The sequence below is a fragment of the Bacillus sp. URHA0034 genome (assembly GCF_056280405.1).
On sequence record NZ_JBWCDK010000002.1, the window covers coordinates 1,244,391 to 1,267,689 of the forward strand.

The 23,299-nt window shown below is 40.1% G+C and carries 21 protein-coding genes and 1 pseudogene; 1 reads left to right on the forward strand and 21 read right to left on the reverse strand.

The annotated features are described in order from the left end of the window. Nucleotides 1–118: 118 nt before the first annotated feature. From murB to ACZ9EE_RS08150, 18 genes and pseudogenes are all read right to left on the reverse strand, one after another. Nucleotides 119–1,024 carry a UDP-N-acetylmuramate dehydrogenase gene (gene murB, locus ACZ9EE_RS08065; protein WP_476026111.1) on the reverse strand — a complete coding sequence of 302 codons (906 nt, stop codon included), beginning with the start codon at nucleotides 1,022–1,024 and terminating at the stop codon, nucleotides 119–121. Between the two features lie 60 nt (nucleotides 1,025–1,084). Next, nucleotides 1,085–2,188: an undecaprenyldiphospho-muramoylpentapeptide beta-N-acetylglucosaminyltransferase gene (gene murG, locus ACZ9EE_RS08070; protein ID WP_476026112.1), complete on the reverse strand. Its 1,104-nt coding sequence runs from the start codon at nucleotides 2,186–2,188 to the stop codon at nucleotides 1,085–1,087. A gap of 172 nt (nucleotides 2,189–2,360) precedes the next feature. Further along, a complete protein-coding gene (gene spoVE / locus ACZ9EE_RS08075) occupies nucleotides 2,361–3,461 on the reverse strand; it encodes a stage V sporulation protein E (RefSeq protein ID WP_476026113.1) in 1,101 nt (366 codons plus the stop codon). 118 nt (nucleotides 3,462–3,579) lie between these two features. Further along, nucleotides 3,580–4,933 (reverse strand): annotated as a pseudogene (gene murD / locus ACZ9EE_RS08080) (UDP-N-acetylmuramoyl-L-alanine--D-glutamate ligase). Beyond that, entirely contained in the window at nucleotides 4,934–5,911 is a 978-nt protein-coding gene (gene mraY / locus ACZ9EE_RS08085) for a phospho-N-acetylmuramoyl-pentapeptide-transferase (RefSeq protein WP_476026114.1), read from the reverse strand. A 1-nt stretch (nucleotide 5,912) separates the two neighbouring features. Further along, the gene (locus ACZ9EE_RS08090; protein ID WP_476026115.1) at nucleotides 5,913–6,356 is read right to left on the reverse strand and encodes a hypothetical protein; all 444 of its coding nucleotides are present in this window, start codon (nucleotides 6,354–6,356) and stop codon (nucleotides 5,913–5,915) included. A gap of 2 nt (nucleotides 6,357–6,358) precedes the next feature. After that, a complete protein-coding gene (locus ACZ9EE_RS08095) occupies nucleotides 6,359–7,819 on the reverse strand; it encodes a UDP-N-acetylmuramoyl-L-alanyl-D-glutamate--2,6-diaminopimelate ligase (protein ID WP_476026116.1) in 1,461 nt (486 codons plus the stop codon). 193 nt (nucleotides 7,820–8,012) lie between these two features. Next, a complete protein-coding gene (locus ACZ9EE_RS08100) occupies nucleotides 8,013–9,932 on the reverse strand; it encodes a stage V sporulation protein D (RefSeq protein ID WP_476026117.1) in 1,920 nt (639 codons plus the stop codon). Nucleotides 9,933–10,201: 269 nt separating this feature from the next. Next, on the reverse strand, nucleotides 10,202–12,436 hold the full coding sequence (locus ACZ9EE_RS08105; RefSeq protein WP_476026118.1) for a penicillin-binding protein: 2,235 nt from the start codon (nucleotides 12,434–12,436) through the stop codon (nucleotides 10,202–10,204). After that, nucleotides 12,433–12,792 (reverse strand): cell division protein FtsL, encoded by a 360-nt coding sequence (gene ftsL, locus ACZ9EE_RS08110; RefSeq protein WP_476026119.1) that lies wholly within the window; start codon nucleotides 12,790–12,792, stop codon nucleotides 12,433–12,435. Before ftsL ends, ACZ9EE_RS08105 begins: the two co-directional genes overlap by 4 nt. Nucleotides 12,793–12,881: 89 nt before the next feature. Then, the gene (rsmH, locus tag ACZ9EE_RS08115; protein ID WP_476026120.1) at nucleotides 12,882–13,814 is read right to left on the reverse strand and encodes a 16S rRNA (cytosine(1402)-N(4))-methyltransferase RsmH; all 933 of its coding nucleotides are present in this window, start codon (nucleotides 13,812–13,814) and stop codon (nucleotides 12,882–12,884) included. A 64-nt stretch (nucleotides 13,815–13,878) separates the two neighbouring features. Then, nucleotides 13,879–14,310 (reverse strand): division/cell wall cluster transcriptional repressor MraZ, encoded by a 432-nt coding sequence (gene mraZ, locus ACZ9EE_RS08120; protein ID WP_476026121.1) that lies wholly within the window; start codon nucleotides 14,308–14,310, stop codon nucleotides 13,879–13,881. Nucleotides 14,311–14,467: 157 nt separating this feature from the next. Continuing rightward, nucleotides 14,468–16,102 carry a bacillithiol biosynthesis cysteine-adding enzyme BshC gene (bshC, locus tag ACZ9EE_RS08125; protein ID WP_476026122.1) on the reverse strand — a complete coding sequence of 545 codons (1,635 nt, stop codon included), beginning with the start codon at nucleotides 16,100–16,102 and terminating at the stop codon, nucleotides 14,468–14,470. A gap of 86 nt (nucleotides 16,103–16,188) precedes the next feature. Next, nucleotides 16,189–16,584 (reverse strand): DUF3397 domain-containing protein, encoded by a 396-nt coding sequence (locus ACZ9EE_RS08130; RefSeq protein ID WP_476026123.1) that lies wholly within the window; start codon nucleotides 16,582–16,584, stop codon nucleotides 16,189–16,191. Continuing rightward, on the reverse strand, nucleotides 16,581–17,483 hold the full coding sequence (locus tag ACZ9EE_RS08135) for a 2-dehydropantoate 2-reductase (protein ID WP_476026124.1): 903 nt from the start codon (nucleotides 17,481–17,483) through the stop codon (nucleotides 16,581–16,583). Before ACZ9EE_RS08135 ends, ACZ9EE_RS08130 begins: the two co-directional genes overlap by 4 nt. A gap of 127 nt (nucleotides 17,484–17,610) precedes the next feature. Then, a complete protein-coding gene (locus ACZ9EE_RS08140) occupies nucleotides 17,611–19,152 on the reverse strand; it encodes an acyl-CoA carboxylase subunit beta (protein WP_476026125.1) in 1,542 nt (513 codons plus the stop codon). A gap of 26 nt (nucleotides 19,153–19,178) precedes the next feature. Beyond that, complete coding sequence (locus ACZ9EE_RS08145) at nucleotides 19,179–19,391, reverse strand: acetyl-CoA carboxylase biotin carboxyl carrier protein subunit (protein WP_335497786.1); 213 nt, start codon at nucleotides 19,389–19,391, stop codon at nucleotides 19,179–19,181. Nucleotides 19,392–19,405: 14 nt separating this feature from the next. Then, on the reverse strand, nucleotides 19,406–20,743 hold the full coding sequence (locus ACZ9EE_RS08150) for an acetyl-CoA carboxylase biotin carboxylase subunit (RefSeq protein ID WP_476026126.1): 1,338 nt from the start codon (nucleotides 20,741–20,743) through the stop codon (nucleotides 19,406–19,408). A 233-nt stretch (nucleotides 20,744–20,976) separates the two neighbouring features. Between ACZ9EE_RS08150 and ACZ9EE_RS08155 the strand changes: the two genes are divergently transcribed. Beyond that, entirely contained in the window at nucleotides 20,977–21,456 is a 480-nt protein-coding gene (locus ACZ9EE_RS08155) for an N-acetyltransferase (RefSeq protein WP_476026127.1), read from the forward strand. Between the two features lie 48 nt (nucleotides 21,457–21,504). Here the strand turns inward: ACZ9EE_RS08155 and ACZ9EE_RS08160 are convergent, their stop codons facing one another. The 3 genes from ACZ9EE_RS08160 to rpmF form a co-directional block, all read right to left on the reverse strand. Further along, nucleotides 21,505–22,137 (reverse strand): RsfA family transcriptional regulator, encoded by a 633-nt coding sequence (locus ACZ9EE_RS08160; RefSeq protein WP_476026128.1) that lies wholly within the window; start codon nucleotides 22,135–22,137, stop codon nucleotides 21,505–21,507. Between the two features lie 75 nt (nucleotides 22,138–22,212). After that, the gene (locus ACZ9EE_RS08165; protein WP_476026129.1) at nucleotides 22,213–22,983 is read right to left on the reverse strand and encodes an enoyl-CoA hydratase/isomerase family protein; all 771 of its coding nucleotides are present in this window, start codon (nucleotides 22,981–22,983) and stop codon (nucleotides 22,213–22,215) included. Nucleotides 22,984–23,106: 123 nt separating this feature from the next. Then, complete coding sequence (rpmF, locus tag ACZ9EE_RS08170) at nucleotides 23,107–23,280, reverse strand: 50S ribosomal protein L32 (protein ID WP_024029176.1); 174 nt, start codon at nucleotides 23,278–23,280, stop codon at nucleotides 23,107–23,109. Nucleotides 23,281–23,299 lie beyond the last annotated feature (19 nt).

Genomic DNA, 23,299 nt, shown 5'->3' on the forward strand with positions numbered 1-23,299 from the left:
ACGGCACGAAAATTCATGCCGTCACTGATTTTCTTGCTAGTATCCACGTATTATTATTATTTGTAATTATAACACAATTTTTGTCATTCGTAAGAAATTTCTTACATTAAAAGTATGGCTATCTACCAATAATCTCCACTTCTGTTTCCATTTTAACCTGATATTGCCTATAGATCGTATCCTTTACATACTGTATCAATGATAAGACATCTTCTGCAGTTGCGTTGCCGGCGTTAACAATGAAATTCCCGTGCATTTCTGATATTTTTGCCCCACCAATGCTGTAGCCCTTTAAGTCAGCATCCTCGATTAATTTTCCAGCATAATTCGGAAGAGGATTGCGGAAAATACTGCCTGCACAAGGGAAATTCCACGGTTGTGTTTCTTTCCGATAATCCTTATTTTTTTGCATTTGGGCAACAATCGCTGCGCGGTCCCCTTCGGAAAGCTTAAAAACGGCTTCTAATACAATCCCAGGGCGTTTCTTTTGAAGAATAGAGGTTCGATATGAAAATTCCATTTCTTGATTCGTCAGCCATTCCATCGACCCGTCATCAAAAAGAATATGAGCTTTCGTTAAGATTTTGCTAATATCTGAGCCATGTGCACCAGCATTCATATAGACTGCTCCACCAACCGAACCAGGGATGCCGCTGGCAAATTCGAGTCCAGAAAGCCCTTTTTTACTAATAGAAGTAGCCAGACTAACAAGGGAATATCCACCGCCGACGGTAATTTCAGTTTCATTTATTTCGAGGTGGTCTAAGCCCGAACCAAGCTTAATAACCGCTCCTTCTATCCCTTTATCCGAGACTAACAGATTGGATCCTCTGCCAATTGCCCGCCATTTAAGGCCATTCTTTTCAATTACTGTCATAGCCTTTTTTAAGTTGTCAACTGATGAAGGTTCAATAAAAAGGTCGGCAGGACCACCAATTTTTATTGTCGTATGATTTAACAATGGTTCATTTATCTTCACTTTTCCAATATTTAAGTTTTGTAGTTCTGCTACAATTGCGTCCATCTATACCACCTAACTTTCCTAGATGCGTTTTTTTCAGTTTATGCATAAAATTAATTTGGGCTACTTTTGATTTGTTTTGACAAGGTGTTTCATAACCTCATAAAGCCGCTCGGCGGAATCAGGTACGCCCATTTTTTTGGCTTTAGCTTTCATATCTTTTAAATGTTCATTATTTAAGAGAATTCGATCAATGTGGCTGACCAGACTTTTATTATTCAAATCCTTCTCTAACAGTAATTGTGCTGCGCCATGATCACTTAAAGACCTGGCATTTTTTTCTTGGTGGTTATTTGTTACATATGGACTTGGAACTAAGATACTTGGAATTCCTAACGAAGTTAATTCGGCAAGTGTGGTGGCTCCCGCTCTAGACACCACCAAATCAATTCCTGCCAGCACTTCTGGCATGTTATGAATAAATGGCTTTATTACCACATTTTTTGGATTTCCCACTAACTCTACTTCCTTTTGGACAGCCTCATAATGCACGTCACCTGTTATATAGAGAACTTGGTATGGTTTTTCAGCTAATTCAGCGAGTGCCTTTACAACGGCTTCATTAATTGGCCTGGCCCCCCGGCTCCCGCCAAAAATTAGAACGGCTGGTTTAGTGGCACTAAGCCCTGCTGACAGACGTCCTTTAATTCCATCCTTACCAAGCACCTCTGAAGCCCTTGGATTTCCCGTAAAAACAACTTTTTCACTTGGAAAGTATTCCTTTGCTTCTTCAAAACAAATAGCGATTTTGTTTACATACCGGCTTAAGAATTTATTGGTTAAACCTGGTACGCTATTCTGCTCATGAATAATGGTTGGAATTCCAAGTCCTTTTGCAGCATAAACGACAGGCCCGCACACATAGCCGCCTGTTCCGATCACAATATCAGGTTGGAACTCTTTTAGGATTCTCTTACTATCCTGAACACCTTTTATAAACCTAATAATGGTTTTTACGTTATCAAAAGATAGCTTTCTTTTAAAGCCAGTAATATGAATAGATTTAAACGCGATATTCTCCCTTGGGACAAGCTTACTTTCTAAGCCATTTGTTGTTCCAATATATAAAAATTCGGTTTCTTTATTTTCTTTTTGAATTTCTCTAATGAGTGCGAGAGCTGGATATATATGCCCACCGGTCCCTCCGCCACTTACTACTACTTTCATTTTCTCACCTCTAAAAAGTTGCTAAACACATTCTACTATAAAAACAAAAGAAAATATGCCAGTAAAAATAATGTTATTTAATTGTAATAAAATAGTTTACAACGGCTGCCTCTTTGAATACACATTAAAACATAAAAAGAACCCTGCCAAGTGAACAGGGTATCAATTTAATTTAGAAGCGTGAATATCGGCTGATATTCAAGAGAACACCGATTGCCATTAGCATTAATGTTAATGAGGATCCCCCGTAACTCAAGAATGGAAGTGTTATACCTGTAACCGGCATTAGCCCAGTAACAACACCAATATTTATCATAACCTGAATGGCCACCATAGCAATAATACCAACCGCAAGAAAACTTCCATATAAATCAGGTGCACCAAGAGCAATTCGAATCCCCCGCCATAACAAAAGGGCAAATAAAAGCAAAATGAATGAGCCGCCAATAAAGCCTAGTTCCTCTGATAGAATCGCGAAGATAAAGTCTGTCTGCGGTTCTGGTAAGTAAAAAAACTTCTGCCGGCTCTCACCGAGTCCTAAGCCAAATAGCCCGCCCGGACCAATCGCATATAAGGATTGAATAATTTGAAATCCACTCCCCAACGGGTCCGACCATGGGTCAAGGAAAGAGGTGATCCGCTTAATCCGATAGGGTGCTGAGGCAATTAGCCCAACAAAACCTGCTACTCCCAGAAGTCCCAAAAAAGCAAAATGACTGACACGAGCGCCTGCAATAAAGATCATTACCACACAAGTCCCCATCATTACTGTTCCCGTTCCTAAGTCAGGCTGGAGCATGATCATAGCAAACGCAATAAAGGCAAGACCAAGAGAAGGAATAAGCCCCTTTTTAAAGGAGGTAATGAATTTTTGTCGTTCTGATAAATATTTTGCTAGGAAGGCGATCATAGCAAGTTTCATAAATTCAGATGGCTGTATGGAGAATGCCCCTACTCCAATCCAGCTTCTTGAACCATTTCGAACATTCCCGATACCTGGAATTAACACGAGTACTAACAGAACAAAACACACGATCAGGAGTGTTTTGGCGTAGGTTCTCCATGTCCAATAATTTACGTTCATAATAAAAAACATAGCAACGATTCCCACCCCGGCAAATAGGGTTTGCCTTTTTGCAAAGAAAAAGGAATCTTGGAATTTATATTCGGCCCAGATCGCACTAGCACTGTATACCATGATGAGCCCTATTGCCAGCAGTGTGAATGTCACAATCATTAAGATAAAGTCGGGAGTTGTTCTCTTTGTCGGCACCACTATCCACCTCAAACCAAGTGTTTTAGGGCCGCTAAATCAAAAGTTATAAGCTTAACTTCGATAAGTGTCCGGCTCAAGCACCCTGCGGTGCTTGAGCTTTTCCTAGGACAAGCCCTTACTTAAGCTTATGCACCGCTTCGATAAATAATGTCTCCCCTGACTTCAAAACTTTTATATTGATCCCAGCTTGCACAAGCAGGTGATAAAAGGATGACGTCACCAGGTTCGGAATATCGATAAGCTTCCGGCACTGCCTTTTCAACATTATCGACATGGCTGATGGAATTTATTCCGGCAAGCTTTCCAACCCGCTCAAGCTTAGGAGCTGTTTGACCAAAGGTGATTAACGCTTTTACATTGGTTAAATACGGAAGCAGCTCATCAAACTCATTACCTCGGTCAAGTCCGCCTGCAAGTAAAATCGTCGGCGCCTTAAACGCCGATAAAGCCTTAATTGTGGCTAAAATATTCGTAGCCTTCGAATCATTATAAACCTTCCTGCCATTTACATCAGCGACATACTGCAAACGGTGCCTGACACCCGTAAAGGTTTTGAGGACCGTTTGGATTGCACTGTTTTCTACGCCTGATAGTTTGGCAGCGGCCATGGCAGATAAGATGTTTTCGAGGTTATGTACCCCCGGCAGCACGATTTCGCTCATTTCCATTACCGGCTCTCGATTAAAGATCAACCAGCCGTCCTTAATAAAAGCTCCCTCTGACAGTTCCTTTTTAGTAGAGAAAGGAATGATTGTGGCTTTTGAATTTTGGGCAATTTTCATTGTTTCTTCTTGATCGGCATTAATGACTAGATAGTCATGCTCAGTCTGGTTTTTCGTAATATTGGCTTTTGCCTGAATATATTCCTTTCTGGTGCCATGATAATCCAGGTGGGCATCATAAAGGTTAGTAATGATCGCAATTTTCGGAGTAAAGCTGTTAATTCCCATTAATTGAAAAGACGAGAGTTCGATGACAATCGTATTGTCCTCTGCCGCCTTTTGGGCAACACCTGAAGCAACCGTACCGATATTACCGGCTATTAACGGCTGCTTATTCCCTTCCTTCATCATTTCATAGACAAGGGTAGTCGTTGTTGTTTTACCATTTGTACCTGTAATCCCTATAAAGGGAGCCTCAGAAATTTCATACGCGAGCTCCACCTCAGTAATGACAGGGATCCCCTTTTCAATTGCCCCTTCAATCATTGGATTATGGTAAGGGATACCTGGGTTTTTCACAATCAGTTCAAAACCCTCATCCAAGAGTTCGATTGGGTGCTCACCGCATATTACTTTTATCCCTTGCTCTAGTAATCCTTGAGCCTCGGGATTTTCTGATAATGGCTTTTTATCATTCACAGTAACAAACGCTCCAAGCTTATGTAACAAAGAAGCTGCCGTCACGCCACTTTTTGCTAAACCCAGTACAAGAATTTTTTTATAATGATAAGATTCGATCTGTTTCAATTACAACCACACCTCAATATAGATACCTAGTATCGCAAATATTAATCCAACACTCCAAAACGTTACCACAACACGCCATTCCGACCAGCCCACTAGTTCATAATGATGATGTAAGGGGCTCATTCGGAAAATCCGTTTCCCGGTAGTCTTAAAGGAAGCTACCTGAAGAATGACAGACAAGGTTTCAATAACAAAAACACCGCCAATGATAACCAGCAGGATTTCCAGCTTTGTTAAAATTGCAATCGCTGCAATCGCCCCGCCTAGCGCCAGCGATCCTGTATCCCCCATAAATACTTTAGCAGGATGTGCGTTAAATACCAAGAAACCTAACACCGCTCCAACAACGGCTACAGAGAACACGGCGATTTCAAATTGATTTTGATTCCAAGCGAGGACAGCAAACGCTCCAAAAGCAATCGCTGCGGTGCCTGACACCAAACCATCGAGACCATCTGTTAAATTGACCGCATTTGAGAAGCCGACAAGCCAGAAAATAATTAATAACACATATCCCCAGCCCAAATCAATAGAAAAATCACTAAAAGGAAACTTGATTTCAGTCGACTGACCAGTGTGTTTATAGATTAGATAAAAGATGATAGATATGATAATTTGCCCTAATAATTTCTGCCTTGATGTAAGTCCTAGGTTACGTTTTAATACAACTTTTATAAAGTCATCCAAAAAACCGAGCAGGCCAAATCCAAATGTGACAAACAAGAGTAAAAAAGCGGTTACTGGTGTATGGTCTGCGTATTTCGCAATCATCACCAGCGTGGTAATGATGATTGAAAATAAAATCATCACTCCCCCCATTGTCGGAGTACCTGACTTTTTCTGGTGTGATTTAGGACCTTCCTCGCGGATGCTTTGTCCAAATTTCAATCTTCGCAAGAAGGGAATAAAAATGGGAGAAAGCAAAACCGAGATCAAAAATCCCATTATTATTGTGAAAAAAATAACTTGCTCCTTCATTTTATCCCCTCCTCTCCTGATTATTTTCCGATGTTAGTTGTGCTAATAGCCCAGCAATATCAAATGTTTGGTTATTTTTATTAAGAATTATTTTGTTTGAAATTTTAAAGTTTGTTCTCTCCATATGCTCGTTCGTTTCTCCATCTAATTTTTCAATATAAAGTTTAATAATATCTCTCAATGCTTCCGCAGGATCATTTGTTAAAAAAATCGGAAACTGGTTGGGTAAGTAGTTCGGAAGTGGTACATTTTTTTCCCAAATGGCAGCCACAGCCCCATTGGAAATGGCCTCTAAGAGCTCCCCTGACTCTTTGTTTACCGGCACAAATAATCCTTTTGGCTGCTCCGAAGCGGCTAAGTCAGACACTGTACAGAACAGCATTTCATCTTGGATTCCCCGTTTATCGTTAAACAGCCTTGTCAAATCTTTTAAAGCTAGAAACATAACTATCTCCCCTCAATCGCTTCCCTTGCAACGAGCCGGTCATCAAAATCATGAACCTCTTTCCCAATAATCTGATAGGTTTCATGCCCTTTTCCGGCGATTAAGATGACATCTCCAGCTGATGCCTGACTCACAGCTGAATGTATGGCCTTTCTCCGGTCAGGGATGACCTGATAGGATTCTCCTTGCACCCCTGCTTCCATATCCTTCAAGATATCTAGAGGATCTTCGCTTCTAGGATTATCTGATGTCAAGATCGGATCTGTTGCTAACTGACAGGCAATCTGCGCCATTAATGGACGTTTTGTACGGTCGCGATCCCCACCGCAGCCAACAATAACGAATACTTTTTTCTCCGCAAAATGCTGGATCGTTTTTAATACATTTTCTAAACTATCCGGTGTATGTGCATAATCAACAATGACAGTAAAATCCTGGCCTGCGTTTACAAGTTCAAACCTTCCTGCAACACCCTCGACACCTTCAATCGAACGAATAATTTGTTCAATTTCAAGCCCGGAAACTAATGCCGTTGTAATACTGGCCAGTACATTGTAGACACTGAATTTACCAATTAATTGCATGCGGATTGGATATGTATCTCCCTTTATTTCAAGATCAAAGACAGTTCCCTTCGGAGTCATCTTAATATTTCTAGCCTTGATATCTGCTTTCTGCTCAATTCCGTATGTAACAACATGTGCAGCAGTTGAACGGCTATACATTTCTGAAGCAGCATCATCCGCGTTTAGGACGGCGTATTTTGGTTTACTTACGTCAAACGTATTCCCAAGCTGCGCAAATAATAAGCTTTTTGCCCGCTTATATTCTTCCATTGTCTGATGGTAGTCAAGGTGGTCTTGGGTAAGGTTAGTAAAAACCGCTACATTATAATCACAGCCATGAACCCTTCCTAAATCAAGGGCATGCGATGAGACCTCCATCACTGCTGAATTAACACCGGCATCAACCATTTGTTTAAAGGTTTTTTGAAGCGTCAGACTTTCCGGGGTGGTGTTTTTGGTTTCAATTATTTGGTCAGCGATTTTTGTATACATCGTGCCAATTAAGCCCGTCTTCTTCCCAGCATCGGCAAATATTTTTTCAATTAAGTGGCTAGTTGTTGTTTTCCCATTTGTTCCCGTTATTCCGATTAAGTGAAGACTTTTAGTCGGCTGTCCGTAAAAAGCATCAGCGAGTACAGCCATCGCCCTCGTTGTATCGTTAACTAGCAAGACCGGAACGTCTAAATCTAATGGTCTTTCAGCAAGTACTGCAGCTGCTCCATTTTTAACAGCTGATTCCGCGAAATTATGTCCATCCACGGTGTACCCTTTAATGCAAATAAATAAGCTCCCTTTTTGCACCTTCCTATTATCGTTCTCAATCGATGTAATTTCTGGGTTTTCTCCATTGTAAGGAACGATTGCGTGCAAATTCTCGAGCAGCTTTTGTAGCTTCATTTTGTCTCAAATCCTCTCATTACTGCGCATAACTATTACCAGTAGTTTATGCCTAAACGTAAATCCTTTCGAAAGTTCCATCTTATTTTACATTAAAATATTTTATTTTACCATTTAGTAATGAATCCGTAATAAAAATTTTAGGCGGCGGAAAACATTCCGGCCGCCTCCTATTTAAACGTTATTGATTTATTTAGTCTCCCTTACCAAAGTAAAGTCTTACTTTTGAGCCTTCTTTTACCTTCGTACCCGGCTCCGGAGATTGTCTCACCACCACATCACCTTCACCGCTTGAATCAATGGAAAGATTAATAAGCTGTTCCTGAAGTTCACTTTTTGACATGCCAACAAAATTTGGTAATTTCACTAAAGGAACATCAGGCCATTTGATTTCTTTTTCTATTTGATCCTTACGCGGTTTCACTCCCATTGCACTTAAGCTGTCTTTCATAATCGCACCCACTATCGGAGCACTTACAGTACCCCCGAAGGCAGTAACCCCTTTAGGGTTATCAACTGCTACATAGATTACAATCTGCGGGTCATCTGCAGGTGCAAACCCCATAAAGGAAACAATAAAGTTATTTTCAAGGTATCTTCCATTCTGTGCTTTTTGCGCCGTTCCAGTCTTACCTCCGACTCGATACCCTTCAATAAACGCTCTTCCACCTGAACCCTTTGCGACAACACTTTCTAATGCACTACGTATTTCTTTGGAGGTTTTTTCTGTAATAACCCGTCTCTTTTCTACAGGCGTATTTCTCATAACCACTTCTTTTGTAATCGGATCAATAAGCTCTTTTGCGATATATGGCTTGTATAGAATCCCGCCATTAATGGCGGCAGATACCGCTGTAATTTGTTGAATTGGAGTAACAGATACCCCCTGTCCAAAAGCAGTTGTCGCTTGTTCAACAGGACCAACCCGGTTTAAATTAAATAATATTCCGGTTCCTTCGCCTTGCAAATCAATGCCGGTCTTTTGGCCAAATCCAAAATCCTTAATATATTTAAATAGCTTTTCCTTTCCTAAACGTTCTCCTAGCTCTACAAAACCCGGGTTACAGGAGTTTTCGACAACCTCGAGAAAGGTTTGATCACCGTGGCCGCCTCTTTTCCAGCACTTTAACCTTGCCCCAGCTACTTGAACAGAGCCTGAATCATGAAAATGCTCCTTCTCCAAGTTGACCTTTCCTTCATTCAAGGCAGCAGCAAGCGTAATGATTTTAAAGGTGGACCCAGGTTCATAGGTCGACCAAACTGGAAGGTTACGATTGTAAACCTCTTGAGAAACATTTCGGAAATTGGCAGGATCAAACGTCGGCCGGCTCGACATCGCCAATATTTCGCCGTTGTTCGGATTCATCGCGATCGCGACGATACCATCGGGATTATACTTTGCCTGTGCGATATCCAGCTCTCTTTCAACAATCGTCTGTATTTTAGAATCAATCGTTAATTGTAAATCGAGCCCTTTCGTTGGCTGCTCATAATCATCTGCCATGTCATTCATTCTTTCCCCTTTAGCATTGGCATAGAATTTCACAGCACCTCTTTCACCACTCAATTCTTTATCATAGTACTGCTCAAGACCCATTAATCCTTGATTATCCACGCCTGTAAAGCCCAAAACATGAGAGAGATAGCTGCCATTTGGATAATACCGTTTGGAATCTTCACCAACATAGACTCCTTCGAGTCCTAGGGCCCGAATCTCTTTCGCTTTTTCATGAGAGATTTTTCGGCCTTCTTTTAACCGGACTGATGAAGCTTTTTTCGTAATTTCTCGGTAGGCTGTTTCTTTAGACATATTTAATACCGATGCTAGCTTCTCTGCAGTCGTTGCAGGGTCTTTAATCTGCCGTGGAATTACATAGACGGTGGGTGCACTAATATTGGTTGCTAACGCTACCCCGTTCCGATCAACAATTTTGCCCCGCTCTGGTTCAAAAGGGATATTCCGGCTCCACGAACCTTTAGCTTTATCGGTTAGCCTATCACCAAGAACAAACTGAACGTATCCAAGACGTACATCAATAATTAAGAAGGCAAGGAATCCAACGAATAGTGCAATCATTAGACGTTTTCGAACAGTAACATTAGAAACACGCATATAATGAATGATCCTCCTTTATTCCACATTCACTTTCAATATCGTTCATTTATATGCTTGTACTTATTTAAATAGAACGGGACAACCTCCTGAGATAAAATAAAGAAGGTGTCCCAAAAGTATAACTTTGAGGGCCACCTTCTTTTTTATACATTAAACTAGTCTGTCGATTTCCGCTCCAGGCGATTCGCTTTCCGCGGGCGGGGAGCCTCCTAGTCGCTTCGCTCCAATCAACAGAGTGTGCAAAAATTAATTCATCAGCCTCTTTACTAGTCTTGCACGGTTTGCTCCCCGTTAGATTGTCCATCATCACTTTGCTTCTCATTATTTGTCGATTGTTCTTCCGGAGTTTTTAAATCAATATTCAGGTATTCCCCGCTTTTTAACGGTTCCCCCGGCTTAATATTTTGATAGGTGACAAACCCCTGGCCCTTAGAATTCAATTTTAAATTGGCCATTTTCGCTACCTTCATGACATCACGGAGCGACCACCCGGCCATATTAGGTGCCGTCATTTCTCCAGAAGTTTTAATGATTACTTTTTCACCTTCTAAAATGATGGTTCCAGCTTTAGGCAGTTGTCTCGTTACCTTTTTACCTTTACCTAATACAACTGTTTCAAATCCATCTGCTTTTAAACTTTTAACTGTATCCTCCACAGGCTCTCCCACCAATTCAGGCAGTTTATTAATCTCAGCTTTTTCTAGCTTGGAAGGTTGGATATTTAAATAATTTAGACTATTTTTCATAACCGGATTAAAAATCTCAGATACTGGAATCGCCCCTTGACCGGCTTCAATCCCCTGAAGTTTAGGCTGTTGAACGGCTACATAAACAATTAGCTTCGGATCATCTTTTGGTGCCATCCCTAAGAAGGAAAAGACATAATTATTCACACCTGATAAATATTTACCATTAGGCCCCGGAATGTTAGCTGTACCAGTTTTACCGGCAACACTATAACCGTCGATTTTGTAACGGGCTCCTGTGCCTTTAGGCGATGTGACAACCGTTTCTAAAATATCACGTACCTCTTTAGCCGTATCAGCTGAAATTGGTGTCGAAACAACTTTCGGTGAAGTTTCCTCAATAGTCTTTCCTGTATCGTGATTAACAATTTTCTTTACAACATGTGGCTGTAACATTTTTCCATCATTCGCAATCGCGGTTGCTGCTTGAATTTGTTGAATGGCGGTAATCGCCGTACCTTGACCATAGGCTGTGGTGATTTTTTCAATCGGGTAGTGATATTGAATTTTTCCTGATGTCTCATTAGGAAGTTCAATTCCTGTCGGTTTATCAAAGCCAAATTTTGTTAAATATTCCCTAAATCTGTCGAAACCTAACTTTTCTTTGGCAATTTTAGCAAACGCTACATTGGACGAGCGTTGAACTCCTTCTAGATAGGTAATGGATCCCCAGCCTGAATAATTGTGATCGTGAATCGTTTGACTATTTTCTGTTACTTTAAACGATCCAGATTGATACTTTTCATTTGGATTAAATACCCCTTCTTGAACAGCAGCTGCAAGAGTAAAGATTTTCATGGTTGACCCTGGCTCGTAGGATGTTTCAATCGCTTCATTATGCCAACTATCTGTAATTCCTTCTTTTGTTTCCGGCTCGAAAGACGGACGCTGGCCCATTGCCAAAATATCCCCGGTTTTAGGATTTGCAACAATCGCAATTATTTTTTTCGGTTTATAATCTTTCACCACTTGATCCATGGCATCTTCTAGAAAGGTTTGAATCTTTTGATCAATTGTTAAATAAACATCGTTACCATTTTGTGCTGCGGATATCTTTTCTTTACCGTCAGGCAGGATATATCCCCATAAATCACTCTCATAATTAATACTGCCATTTTTCCCTGTCAGTTGATCGTTTAAAGTTTTTTCAATTCCCATTTTCCCGACAGTTTTATAGGTTCCGTCCTTTTGCTCAGTCCGGTCTACATAACCGACTACATGCGAGGCGAAAATTCCATTTGGATAGAAGCGTTTTGAATCACGAGAAAAAGTAATACCTGGAAGTTTTAATTTTTCAATCTTATTTTTTGTATTAAAATCGATATCTCTGCCTTCCTTACCAAACTCAACTTGGAAACGTTTCTTCTTTTTCCCATTTGATAAGATACTATAAATCTCGGATTCATCTAAATTAAGATATTTAGATAGCTCACTAGCCGTTTTGTTAAGATCCACGACATGTTGAGGTTTTTTAGGATTTGTTGTCATCTTCTTATCTAAGATAGCAATGAGGGTATAGGCTGCTGTATCCTCAGCAACCGTTACGCCATTTCGGTCGTAGATTATTCCCCTGTTAGCCTGCAAGGTTCCCTCGCGATTGTATTTCTGCTGTGCCTTGGCGGCAAGGGGTTGTCCATTTACTTCTCCTGATATTTCAATTGAAAAATACCTGCAAATCAATACAAAAAAGAGCAGGCCGAATATCACAAACAATATCGCTGCTCCCACATTCATATATGGCTGTTTCCTATTCATTTCTGCTGCACGACCTTGACGTTATTTTCATCTTTTATTAAACCCATTTCCTTAGCTTTTGCGAATATCCGATCATAAGAACTTAATTCACTTACTTGAACCTTTAGATCCCCATTCACTTTTTCCTGTTCTGTTATCTTATCCTGAACAGTTTGGACGTCTTTGTTCGCTTCATAGATTTTTGATTGATTGGAGACAAGATGGATTGCTCCAAAACAAACCATTCCAGCAAACACCACTCCAATAATTTTTTCCCCCGGAGTCAGCCAGGACTTTTTAATTTTTACTTGTCGTTTAATTTGAACGGATTGCTCGGCTTGTTGCTGTTCTAATACTTTCCTGGCAAGATTACTCAAATACTTCCCCTCCAGATTCTTTAATCTAATCGTTCGTCCTGATTAATAAATGTCAGCTTAAGCGCACGGAAATGTGCGCATTGAAGTTTTTATAATTTTTCAGCAATCCGAAGCTTTGCTGAACGTGCCCGGTTGTTTTGCTCCAATTCTGCTTCAGATGGGAGAATCGGTTTACGTGAAACCAGTTTTAAAATTGGTTTAAACTCATCTGGAATGATGGGTAGACCATGTGGTAATGGGGGTGTCTCACTTGCCTTTTTAAAGGCTGCCTTACAAATTCGATCCTCAAGAGAATGGAAGGTAATCACACTTATTCTCCCCTCGGGATTTAATAAGTCAATGGCTTGATTTAGAGACTTTTCAAATACAGCCAATTCATCATTAACAGCGATTCTGACTGCTTGAAAAACTCGTTTGGCAGGATGTCCGCCCTTGCGTCTTGCGGGTGCTGGGATTGCGTCCTTAATTAACTCAACCAGTTCCCCAGTGGTCTCAACTGGCTTAATCGCTCTGGCACTTTCAATTTTTCGAGCGATTTGCTTTGAAAATTTCTCTTCCCCATAACGAAAAAAGATGCGGACGAGGTCTTCATATGACCAATGATTAATCACGTTGTATGCGGAGATATCAGCTTCATTATCCATCCTCATATCTAACGGGGCATCATGGTGGTAACTAAACCCCCGCTCCGGTGTATCGAGCTGCGGTGAAGAAACTCCCAAGTCATATAAGACTCCGTCTACCCTATCAATCCCGCGGTTTTCAAGCTCTTCTTTTAAATATAAGAAGTTACTTTTAATAATAACTAATTGATCACCGTATTCGGCTAATTTCTTTTTCGCATTCGCAATGGCTGTTTCATCCTGATCAAATGCATAGAGTCTTCCACCCGCACCTAGTCGTGAAAGAATGAGAGAGCTGTGACCTGCCCCTCCCAGCGTACAATCTACATAGATGCCATCTGACTTAATCTTTAACCCCTCAACAGCTTCGTTTAATAACACAGTTGTATGTTCAAACATTTACGTACCTTCCTTTTCCAATCGAACAATATATACGAGAAATATATTAATATAACTTTTCCCATTATATATCAAAGCCAATCATATTTTCTGCTATTTCAGCAAAAGATTCTTCAGATTGTGTAAAATAATCCTCCCAAATCTGCTTGCTCCAGATTTCAATTCGATTGGAAACACCCAAAATAACACATTCTTTCTCTAATTTAGCATATTGCAATAGTGGTGTCGGGATATTAATTCTTCCTTGTTTATCCAGTTCACTTTCTGTCGCTCCGGAAAAGAAGAATCGAGTAAAAGCACGGGCATCTTTTTTTGTAAGCGGCAGGCCTTTTAATTTTTCTTCAATCAGGCCCCACTCAGATACTGGGTAACCAAACAAACATTGATCCAATCCTCGTGTGATGATAAACATGTCACCAAGCTCTTCACGGAATTTGGAGGGCACGATTAAACGGCCTTTTGTATCAATGCTGTGATGGTACTCACCCATGAACATACCCATTACCCCCACTTTCTATTAAAAATGTACCACATTCCCCCACTTTCCACCACCTATTTTTTAACTATTCGCCCCACTTTAAAAAAAATCCTTTTTTAGCCGTGTTTTTTTAGAAAAAAAAAGAAAAACTCCACCGCTAAAGGTGGAGTTTCATCTATAGTTTTATGACTTTATGCCTGCCATCAAATTCGTAGCTGCAAGTCATAATATCAGCTATAAAGTGTGGACCATACTGGTTTAAATAATAAAAGATATTCCAAACCCGCTCCTGCGGGGAACCATCTGGGCGTAAAGCAAGATCCACACGTGCATATTTATTTAAGAGATTATCGTGTCTTAGCTTTACGGACTCTTCAAGTTTCGATTGCATGAAGCCAATTTCTTTCAACAAATAATTTTCATTTTTCTTGAGCATTGGCAAAAGACCACGGTCTAACTGCTCAGTTTTCATTTCGATTAGTTTGTACTGCTTCAATAACTGTTCAATTGTACTTGTAAATAACTGTTCCAGCTCTTGGTCTTTTATGGTTTCTAAGAACCTTTCTTTTTCCCGCTTTGTACCATTGCTTAACACTTCACTCAGATTCAGGTTTAAGTCGGCTAAATCGGTTTCTACTGACCGATCTAAGAAGGTTATATTTAAACGTGGGACAATCGGCGGCATTTTTATATGAAAATGCTCAAACACAAGTTTTAGTTCCGCCCAGTAAGCGATTTCCCCCGGACCAGCAATAAAGGCGATTGTCGGGAAAAGCCATTCTTGCATTAAGGGACGTGTTACCACATTATTGCTTAAAACAGCAGGATCTTCGTTGGCTAATGAAAGTAATTCCTCTTTTGAAAAAGAAATTGCCCCACTTTTACCCACAAAGCAATCGTTAGTACGATCAAACTCCAGTAGTATCCTCTCATTTAACCTCTGATTATAGTAGAAGAGATTGGCCGCATTCTCAGATGCATCAATAGCATTTGGAAAACCCTTCTTTTCAATTTGCTTTTGCTGCTCTAATAAAGAGAAGGTGATCACGTCGTGATGTTCAATCTGCTGGTTAAAAAACCCCTTTTGCAGTTGACGGAATTCCTTGTTACCAGAGTCAACAATGAGCAGTCCATAATCCTTAAACAGTTCCATAATAAGATTTGCAAAGAAATCAACGAAATTAGTTGATTTTGCTATTTGCTCTTCCGCAAATGCTAACAATCCATTGGTATGTTCAGTTTCACCAAAATTTTTTATTAAATTCTGAACCCATGACAGACAAATATCTTTATCCAACATAATATCAGATACCATTTTCTTTTGAAGTACCTTTTCAGGATATACCCATTTATCTGCCTTCTGCTTAGATTGGACATAGACATGATTAACTTCTTGAAAATCATGATCCTCTCCTGCAATCCAGAAAACGGGAATAACTGGTACACCAAGCTGTCTTTCTTTTTGTTCTGCCAGCTTGATAATAGAAATAACTTTATGTATAGAATAGAGTGGTCCTGTAAGGATTCCAGCCTGCTGACCGCCAATTACAACAAGACTATCCGGTTGTTTAAGTTTATTAATTGAATTCTTTACCGCTTCTGAAGTGGGAAAACTCTTCATAAAGCTCTCGATATGCTGAGCAACCTCGATGCGTGGAAACGGTCTATCGTTTAATTCAGCTATTCTTCTCCTATCTTCTTGTAAGTCATTATAGCGATAATGAAAAAAAGGCTGAATCTCAATAGATTGTTCCAAATAATTCGATGCAAATCGATTCGTTGCCGGCAAAGAGAGATTTAAAATCTCCATTCATGTACTTCCTTTCTGTTACCGTGATTCATTCTTAAACGAGTATACCATTATCCGCCCTATTTAAAGAAAAATTTTGCTCTAATTTACGATGAAAAACTAAAGGTAATGGCTCGGGAAACTAAACCATAAAAGGTAAGGACAAAATAGGCGAAAAAAAATAAGATAAAGTTAAAACGCCAAAAACCTTTCCATACTCGTTTGACAATGATTTCCTCCTTAATCTTCCAATGCACAAATACAAACACCATTGCGATTAACAGCATTACTAGTATTATTAACCAAAAAAATGATTTTCCCCATAGAGTGACAATTAAAAAATGAACTGAAATAATATATAAAATAGTTGTATAATCAAGAGCCTTATGGAGCGCAGTTTTTGTGTTTTTTAATAATAGCTTTATTATAGTATAGACAAGTATAGTTCCTAAAATCGGTATCGCAAAGAACACGGTTAGAACAGACGAAAAAATCGTGCTCATGCTATAACCTCCCCTTGGCTCTCTTTTCCTTTAATTAGATAATAAAGCGTTTCTAGTTGAGGAGATTTTTTCCTTTTGCGGTTGGCTTCTTCAAGTAAATAGCCTAAAATGGCGTCCACCTCTGTCTGTCGGTTAGCTTCCATATCTTTTAACATAGACGAACGATTATCCGCTGTTTTTTGACAAATTTTAATCACTTGCCCCCAATATTCTTCCGGATGTTGTAGAGTTAATATGTCGGTAATTTCACTAAAGAGATTTTGTAATATTTTATAATAGAATGGATTATCAACTAGTACCCCATTTTTCACTTGAAGGATCGCCGTTAATGGATTAATCATGGCATTGGCAATTAATTTCTTTTCCAGCATGGCAAAATATTCGGCTTGAAAAGTCATCGGAAACACAATCGAAACGACACCCGTAAACCATTGGAGGAACTCTGAATCCCCTTTATAAACCGCTACATTAGTCGTACTTACGCCATTGTGTCTGACCGTGTAAGGATTCTCTCGCAGGGCCCCGTGCTCCACCGAGCCGACAAACAAATTATCACCCTGAAGTTCGTTAAGCAGTTTTAAGTGCCCCATCCCATTTTGTAAAAATAAAATGTTTTTGGGCATTGTCGGTGTTTGCTTTACTCTTTCTATGACTGACAATAGCTGATATTGTTTTACCGCTATAATCGTTAACTCTTCTGTTCCCTGCCAGGCCGTTACCGGCAACGCCTTAACTTTGGCCACTATTCGGTCCTTCCCGTTAAGCAATACGATTCCATGTAAATCTATTTCATTTGCTTGTTCCTGTGACCTTGTATAAACAGTTACATCAAATACTTGGCTAATGTAGGCAGCAAATAATAATCCAATCGAACCCGCTCCAATAACCCCTACCCTCATGGAAGTATACCCCTCTTTTTTAAAGATCCGCCTTATGATACTGCTTGCTAATATTCTATCAGATGATGCCATTTGTTAGTAGATACAAAAAAACCTTTTCGCATAAATATCGAAAAGGTTTTATCATTTATACAGGATAAACAGGGTGTTTTCTGACACTAAAGGTAATCTCTTTCGTTTCATAGTAAGCAAACCGCTGAATCAGGACCTCTCTTAGTTCGGAAGGTGCGACGATTTCATCGACAATTAATTCAGAAGCTAATTTATAAATATCAATATGCTCTTTATACTCTTTATGCTTTTCTTGGACAAATGCAATCCTTTCCTTTGGATCGGCTATTTCATTGATTTTATTAGAGTAAACAGCATTTACGGCCGCTTCAGGACCCATGACCGCTATTTGGGCAGTGGGTAAAGCAATGCAGCAGTCAGGCTCAAAGGCGGGACCTGCCATTGCATAAAGCCCTGCCCCATATGCCTTTCTAACAATAACAGAAATTTTTGGTACAGTGGCCGAACTCATAGCGGCAATTAATTTTGCGCCATGACGGATAATCCCGGCTCGTTCCACTTTTGTTCCAATCATAAAGCCAGGAACATCCGCTAAAAACAATAATGGAATATGAAAAGCATCACAGAGCTGGATGAACTTCGCTGCTTTATCCGCTGAATCTACAAATAACACGCCGCCCTTTACCTTTGGCTGATTGGCGATTATCCCTACGGCCCTGCCATCGATGCGAGCTAAACCAGTAATAATTTCCGGCGCAAATAACTTCTTGATTTCATAAAAACTACTATTATCAACTAATCGTTCGATACATTCCAACATATCAAACGGCGCATTTTGGTTTTCCGGAATAATCGCTTCTAATTCTCGGCCTTGTTTTGCTTGGATTCCAGCCATCTTTTTAGTCATTTCTTTAAAGCTGGCTGGAAAAAAGCTGATATATTTTTTGGCAGAGTCAATTGCTTCTTCCTCACTATATGCGAGTATATCCCCACAGCCCGAGACTGTACAATGCATCCGGGCACCGCCCATTTCCTCGAGCGTTACTTTTTCCCCAATGACCTTCTCTGCCATCCTTGGCGAACCTAAATACATAGAAGCATTTTGGTCGACCATGATGACAATGTCGCAGAAGGCCGGAATGTAGGCTCCACCAGCGGCAGAAGGGCCAAATAAAATACATACCTGTGGAATCATGCCAGAAAGCTTTACTTGATTATAAAAGATTTTTCCGGCACCGCGCCGATTTGGAAACATCTCGACTTGATCGGTGATTCTTGCCCCCGCTGAATCAACCAGATAAAATAACGGAACCTTTAATTTTTCAGCTGTTTCTTGTATTCGGATGATTTTCTCTACCGTACGTGCTCCCCACGAACCCGCTTTGATGGTCGAGTCATTTGCCATCACACAGACCGTCTGGCCATTAATTTTGCCAATAGCTGTTACAACACCATCAGCAGGCAGGTCACCTGCTTGGAAATTAGCAAATTTACCATCCTCTTCATATTTACCCTCATCAAATAATATTGATAACCGCTCACGTACAAAAAGTTTATGCTGCTCCTTAGCCTTTTCATGATATTTAGGCTGGCCGCCGGCTTCGATCCTTTTACGATTATCGTTTAATTGATCAACTAACGTATTAATAGTCGCCACCCGTGCTCCCCCTTTTTCTAAAAATGCTATTCTAGTACCAGCAAGACATCGCCTTCGTTTACAAAATCCCCGCTATTTACCTTTACTTCTCGGACAACTCCCTCTATGCCGCTTTCGATTGGAATTTCCATTTTCATCGATTCTAACATGACAACTTCCTGACCAGGATTTACTTGAGCCCCCGCTGCGACGAAAATGTTGAGGACCGTCCCCGCCATTGATGCCGTGATTTCCTTCATTTGAATTTTCCCCCTTATTTCACATGGTTTTTATTTAAAAAATTGGTGGTATACTCTCCCTTTTGGAAAGAGTCAGATTCTAGAATAGTTAAAAAAAGCGGCACATTTGTTTTAATGCCCTCAATTTTTATGTCTTTAAAGAAGCGTTTGGCAGCAGCTAATGCTTTCTGTCGTGATTCCCCGTAAAAAATGCATTTGGCAATCAAAGGGTCATAAAAGGGAGTTACTGTCCCACCTTCAACATAACCGGCATCAATCCTGCCCCCTCCTCCTTCATTCCATTGAAGTGTGGTAATTTTTCCTGGAGAAGGTAGAAAACGGACAGGATCTTCTGCATACAGACGAAATTCAACCGCATGACCGTTCGAGGCAATTTCAGCTTGTTGTAACGGGAGCTTTTCACCGCAAGCAACCAGGATTTGCCACTTCACTAAATCAAGCCCTGTTATCATTTCCGTTACCGGGTGCTCAACCTGTAAGCGTGTGTTCATTTCAAGGAAATAAAAGTTTTCTGCTTGATCAACAATAAACTCTACTGTTCCTGCGTTTGTATAGTTAACGGCTCGGGCCGCTTTAATCGCTGTGTCAAACATCTTTCGCTTCACACGGTCAGATAAAAAGGGCGACGGTGATTCTTCAACCACCTTTTGATGTCTTCTTTGAATGGAACAATCCCTTTCATATAAATGGATAATGTTTCCGAATTTATCCCCAAAAACTTGAACTTCAATGTGTCTGCTCTCTGTAATATATTTTTCAATAAATACTTCATCAGATCCAAAATAAGTCATCGCTCTCTTCTTTGTAGATTCATACGACTTAACGAGCGCTTGCTCATTTTCACAGAGGACCATACCAATTCCTCCCCCGCCGCCACTTGCCTTAAGCATAATCGGGTAACCAATGGTCCCTGCTAGACTGCATGCCTCTTCAATCGTTTTCAATCCACGGCTGCTTCCCGGTACAACCGGGACACCTGCATTCACCATTGTTTGACGGGAAGCAATTTTATCCCCCATTAACTCAATTGTTTTAGGATCGGGTCCTATAAAGATCATTCCTGCCCTTATGGTCTGCTCTGCAAAAGCAGCGTTTTCTGATAGAAAACCATATCCAGGGTGTATCGCATCCACCTTTTCGTTCCGGGCGATTTCCAAGATCTTCTCAACTCGCAAATAAGACTTGCTAACATGTGCTTCTCCGACACATATCGCCTTAGTTGCTTCTTTTACAAAAGGCATATCCTTATCAGCTTCGGAATAAATAGCAATCGTTTCAATCCCCATCATCTGACAGGTCTTAATAATCCTAAGGGCAATTTCTCCTCGATTGGCAATTAAAATTTTTTGCACTTTTCTTCCCCTTTCATTCCCTTTTAACGCCTTCACTAAATGTTTCTACACAATTAACAAATTTCCTGCAAAATTTGTAAACGCTTTCTCAACTTATTTGGAGAATTTTTTATCTATTTGTTATATAATGATAATAATCGATTTTGAATAATGCAAATATTAATTCTCTTCATGTTATTCAAGAGCATATAAATATATACAAGAATATGATCTCAACATTTAGGAGGCAGGTTATGGTGTACAAAGTGGAGAAACTAAAAATTAATTTTAAAACATTGGAAGAGTTTAAAAAGTTTAAAGAATACGGCCTTCAGGAATTATCAATGCTTGAAGATTTAGAAGCAAATATGATAGATAATAATAGTGAATCCCCTTTTTACGGAGTCTATTTCGGGGACAAACTAGTAGCAAGAATGAGCTTATATCAAATCGATGAAAAATTTGACCGTTATTTCTTTCCAGCACAAAATTACCTAGAATTGTGGAAACTTGAAGTTTTACCTGATTATCAAGGAAAAGGATTTGGTAAAGCTTTAGTTGAATTTGCTAAAAGTTTTGGTCTGCCTATTAAGACAAATCCAAGAGTACAATCTAGTGGTTTTTTTGAAAAGTTGGGCTTTGCCAATGTAGAATATGAAATGGAGCGCGACCGCGGCGAAAATCCTCTTGTTTGGTATCCTGACGGGGTCGAAGCGCAGCAACATCAAAAATAAGTAAATAACCTAAAAATAGGAAAAAGCGGACGTAAAGTCCGCTTTTTCTTATTTTTCCACCCTTTCAAGGTTACCGTTTTTATCCATCTGGAATTTCACCTTTTGCTGGCGGTCCTCATCCTGCAAGACAACCATTTTTCGTGCTCTCTCCATGATCTCGATTAAAGAACGGTAATCCTCTTCAATGGCTTTTAGATTTTTTGACAATCTTTCATTCTCAGCCGCTAAATAGTAAGTCTTCTTTTCTAACTCTTTGATTTTTTCGACCGATTTTTCCCTCTCTTCTTCGAAACCAGAAGAGGCTTCTGCCCGCTTGTGAAGGCCCTCTAAAAAATGAATTACCGCAGGAAATGTAACCTTGCTGACTTGCTCTTCTGAAGAAGAAGACGACTGTATAGTTTCTACAGCCACCAGCTCATTTTGGTTCGATTCGTCACTAAGAACATCTTGTTTCTTTAATTCTTTGCGTTGTTTCTTCGCAAGTTCGATACCCGTTTTATATTGCTTTCTTACATATGAATTCCAACGAAACCCACATGCTGCCGAGGTACGTGTTAATTGTTTGCCAACTTCCTCAAATGCCTGGAGTTGTGTTCCGCCTTCACGGATATGCCTTAAAACCACTTCAGCAAGTAACAAATCCTCATCTTGGGACCATGCATCTTGTCGAGTTGGTGACATTTGTTCATCCCTCCTAGTGTTTTTATAATACATATGCATCTACTAGAAAAGATAGACTTAATCAGAAGTTGTCTTTTAATCTTTATTCACAGTTTTTTTACTTATAAACTTCTTTACATATTGAATATGGGCATCACTTTCCCAAAGGATGGAACAATTTCGGACTTCCTCCTCTATTCTTTCTCGAAGTTTAGTTTCTTCCCACTTTCGAGTCCATATTCTTTTATAGGATTGGAGGACATTCAAATCAGTCCCTAGTATTTTATCCATAAATTCTTCACCTGCTTGAAGCGGGCTGCTCTCATAGAGGGCGTTAATAAATCCAGCCTCTTTTAATTGTTCCGCTGTTTGCAGCTCTGCTTCCATCAATAGCTTCATCGCACCAGGGAAAGACATTTTTTCCGCTAGGATGGAACCCCCGCCCCAGCCTGTAGTGATTGCTTGTTTTCCTTGAACAAACCCAGCTTTTATCCCTTTCCTTGCCAAACGAAAATCACACGCTGCTGCTAGTTCACAACCGCCGCCAATCGCTATTCCGTTCAAAAGAGCTATCGTAGGAATCGGTATAGTAACCAGCTTAAATAGGATATCGGCCATTTTAGATAGCATAGGATATGCTTCTTCCTTTGTATGGAGGGCATGAAAAACGGATAGATCTCCCCCCGAACAAAAGGCTTTCTCGCCCGCCCCAGTTATGATAAGTGCCTTTATTTCCGGATCTGCCGCCCTTTTTATCGCCGCGGCCAGGCCTTCCATTACTTCATAATTAATCGCATTTCTTTTTTCACTTCTTGAAATCGTAAATACCAGATAACCCTTTTTCGATTTTACAATAGTGTATGACAAAGCCTTTCTGTGTCCCCTTTGCATATAGTTGATACTTTTCATTATAGGATGTATGTATAGTTGATTATAAACGACAAAAGCACAAGGGCATATAGCTCCTTGTGCTTTATATCATAACGGAAATTAGTCGTTCACAACGTCTTTTCCTTTGTATGTTCCGCAAGCTTTACATACGCGGTGTGCAAGTTTCATTTCACCACAGTTTGGGCAACTTACCATACCAGGTACGTTTAATTTAAAATGAGTACGACGTTTTCTTTTTGCAGTTTTAGAAGTTCTTCTAAAAGGTACAGCCATTCTTCCCACCTCCTTAAAG

Coding starts and splice junctions, on each gene's coding strand:
- ACZ9EE_RS08155 (WP_476026127.1), top strand. CDS start 20,977: ATGGTGTACAAAGTGGAGAAACTAAAAATTAATTTTAAAACATTGGAA.
- ACZ9EE_RS08135 (WP_476026124.1), bottom strand. CDS start 17,483: ATGAGGGTAGGGGTTATTGGAGCGGGTTCGATTGGATTATTATTTGCT.
- ACZ9EE_RS08130 (WP_476026123.1), bottom strand. CDS start 16,584: ATGAGCACGATTTTTTCGTCTGTTCTAACCGTGTTCTTTGCGATACCG.
- murG (WP_476026112.1), bottom strand. CDS start 2,188: ATGAAAGTAGTAGTAAGTGGCGGAGGGACCGGTGGGCATATATATCCA.
- ACZ9EE_RS08090 (WP_476026115.1), bottom strand. CDS start 6,356: ATGTTTCTAGCTTTAAAAGATTTGACAAGGCTGTTTAACGATAAACGG.
- ACZ9EE_RS08145 (WP_335497786.1), bottom strand. CDS start 19,391: ATGAAGGAAATCACGGCATCAATGGCGGGGACGGTCCTCAACATTTTC.
- ACZ9EE_RS08100 (WP_476026117.1), bottom strand. CDS start 9,932: ATGCGTGTTTCTAATGTTACTGTTCGAAAACGTCTAATGATTGCACTA.
- ACZ9EE_RS08105 (WP_476026118.1), bottom strand. CDS start 12,436: ATGAATAGGAAACAGCCATATATGAATGTGGGAGCAGCGATATTGTTT.
- ACZ9EE_RS08095 (WP_476026116.1), bottom strand. CDS start 7,819: ATGAAGCTACAAAAGCTGCTCGAGAATTTGCACGCAATCGTTCCTTAC.
- mraZ (WP_476026121.1), bottom strand. CDS start 14,310: ATGTTCATGGGTGAGTACCATCACAGCATTGATACAAAAGGCCGTTTA.
- mraY (WP_476026114.1), bottom strand. CDS start 5,911: ATGAAGGAGCAAGTTATTTTTTTCACAATAATAATGGGATTTTTGATC.
- rsmH (WP_476026120.1), bottom strand. CDS start 13,814: ATGTTTGAACATACAACTGTGTTATTAAACGAAGCTGTTGAGGGGTTA.
- rpmF (WP_024029176.1), bottom strand. CDS start 23,280: ATGGCTGTACCTTTTAGAAGAACTTCTAAAACTGCAAAAAGAAAACGT.
- murB (WP_476026111.1), bottom strand. CDS start 1,024: ATGGACGCAATTGTAGCAGAACTACAAAACTTAAATATTGGAAAAGTG.
- bshC (WP_476026122.1), bottom strand. CDS start 16,102: ATGGAGATTTTAAATCTCTCTTTGCCGGCAACGAATCGATTTGCATCG.
- ACZ9EE_RS08160 (WP_476026128.1), bottom strand. CDS start 22,137: ATGTCACCAACTCGACAAGATGCATGGTCCCAAGATGAGGATTTGTTA.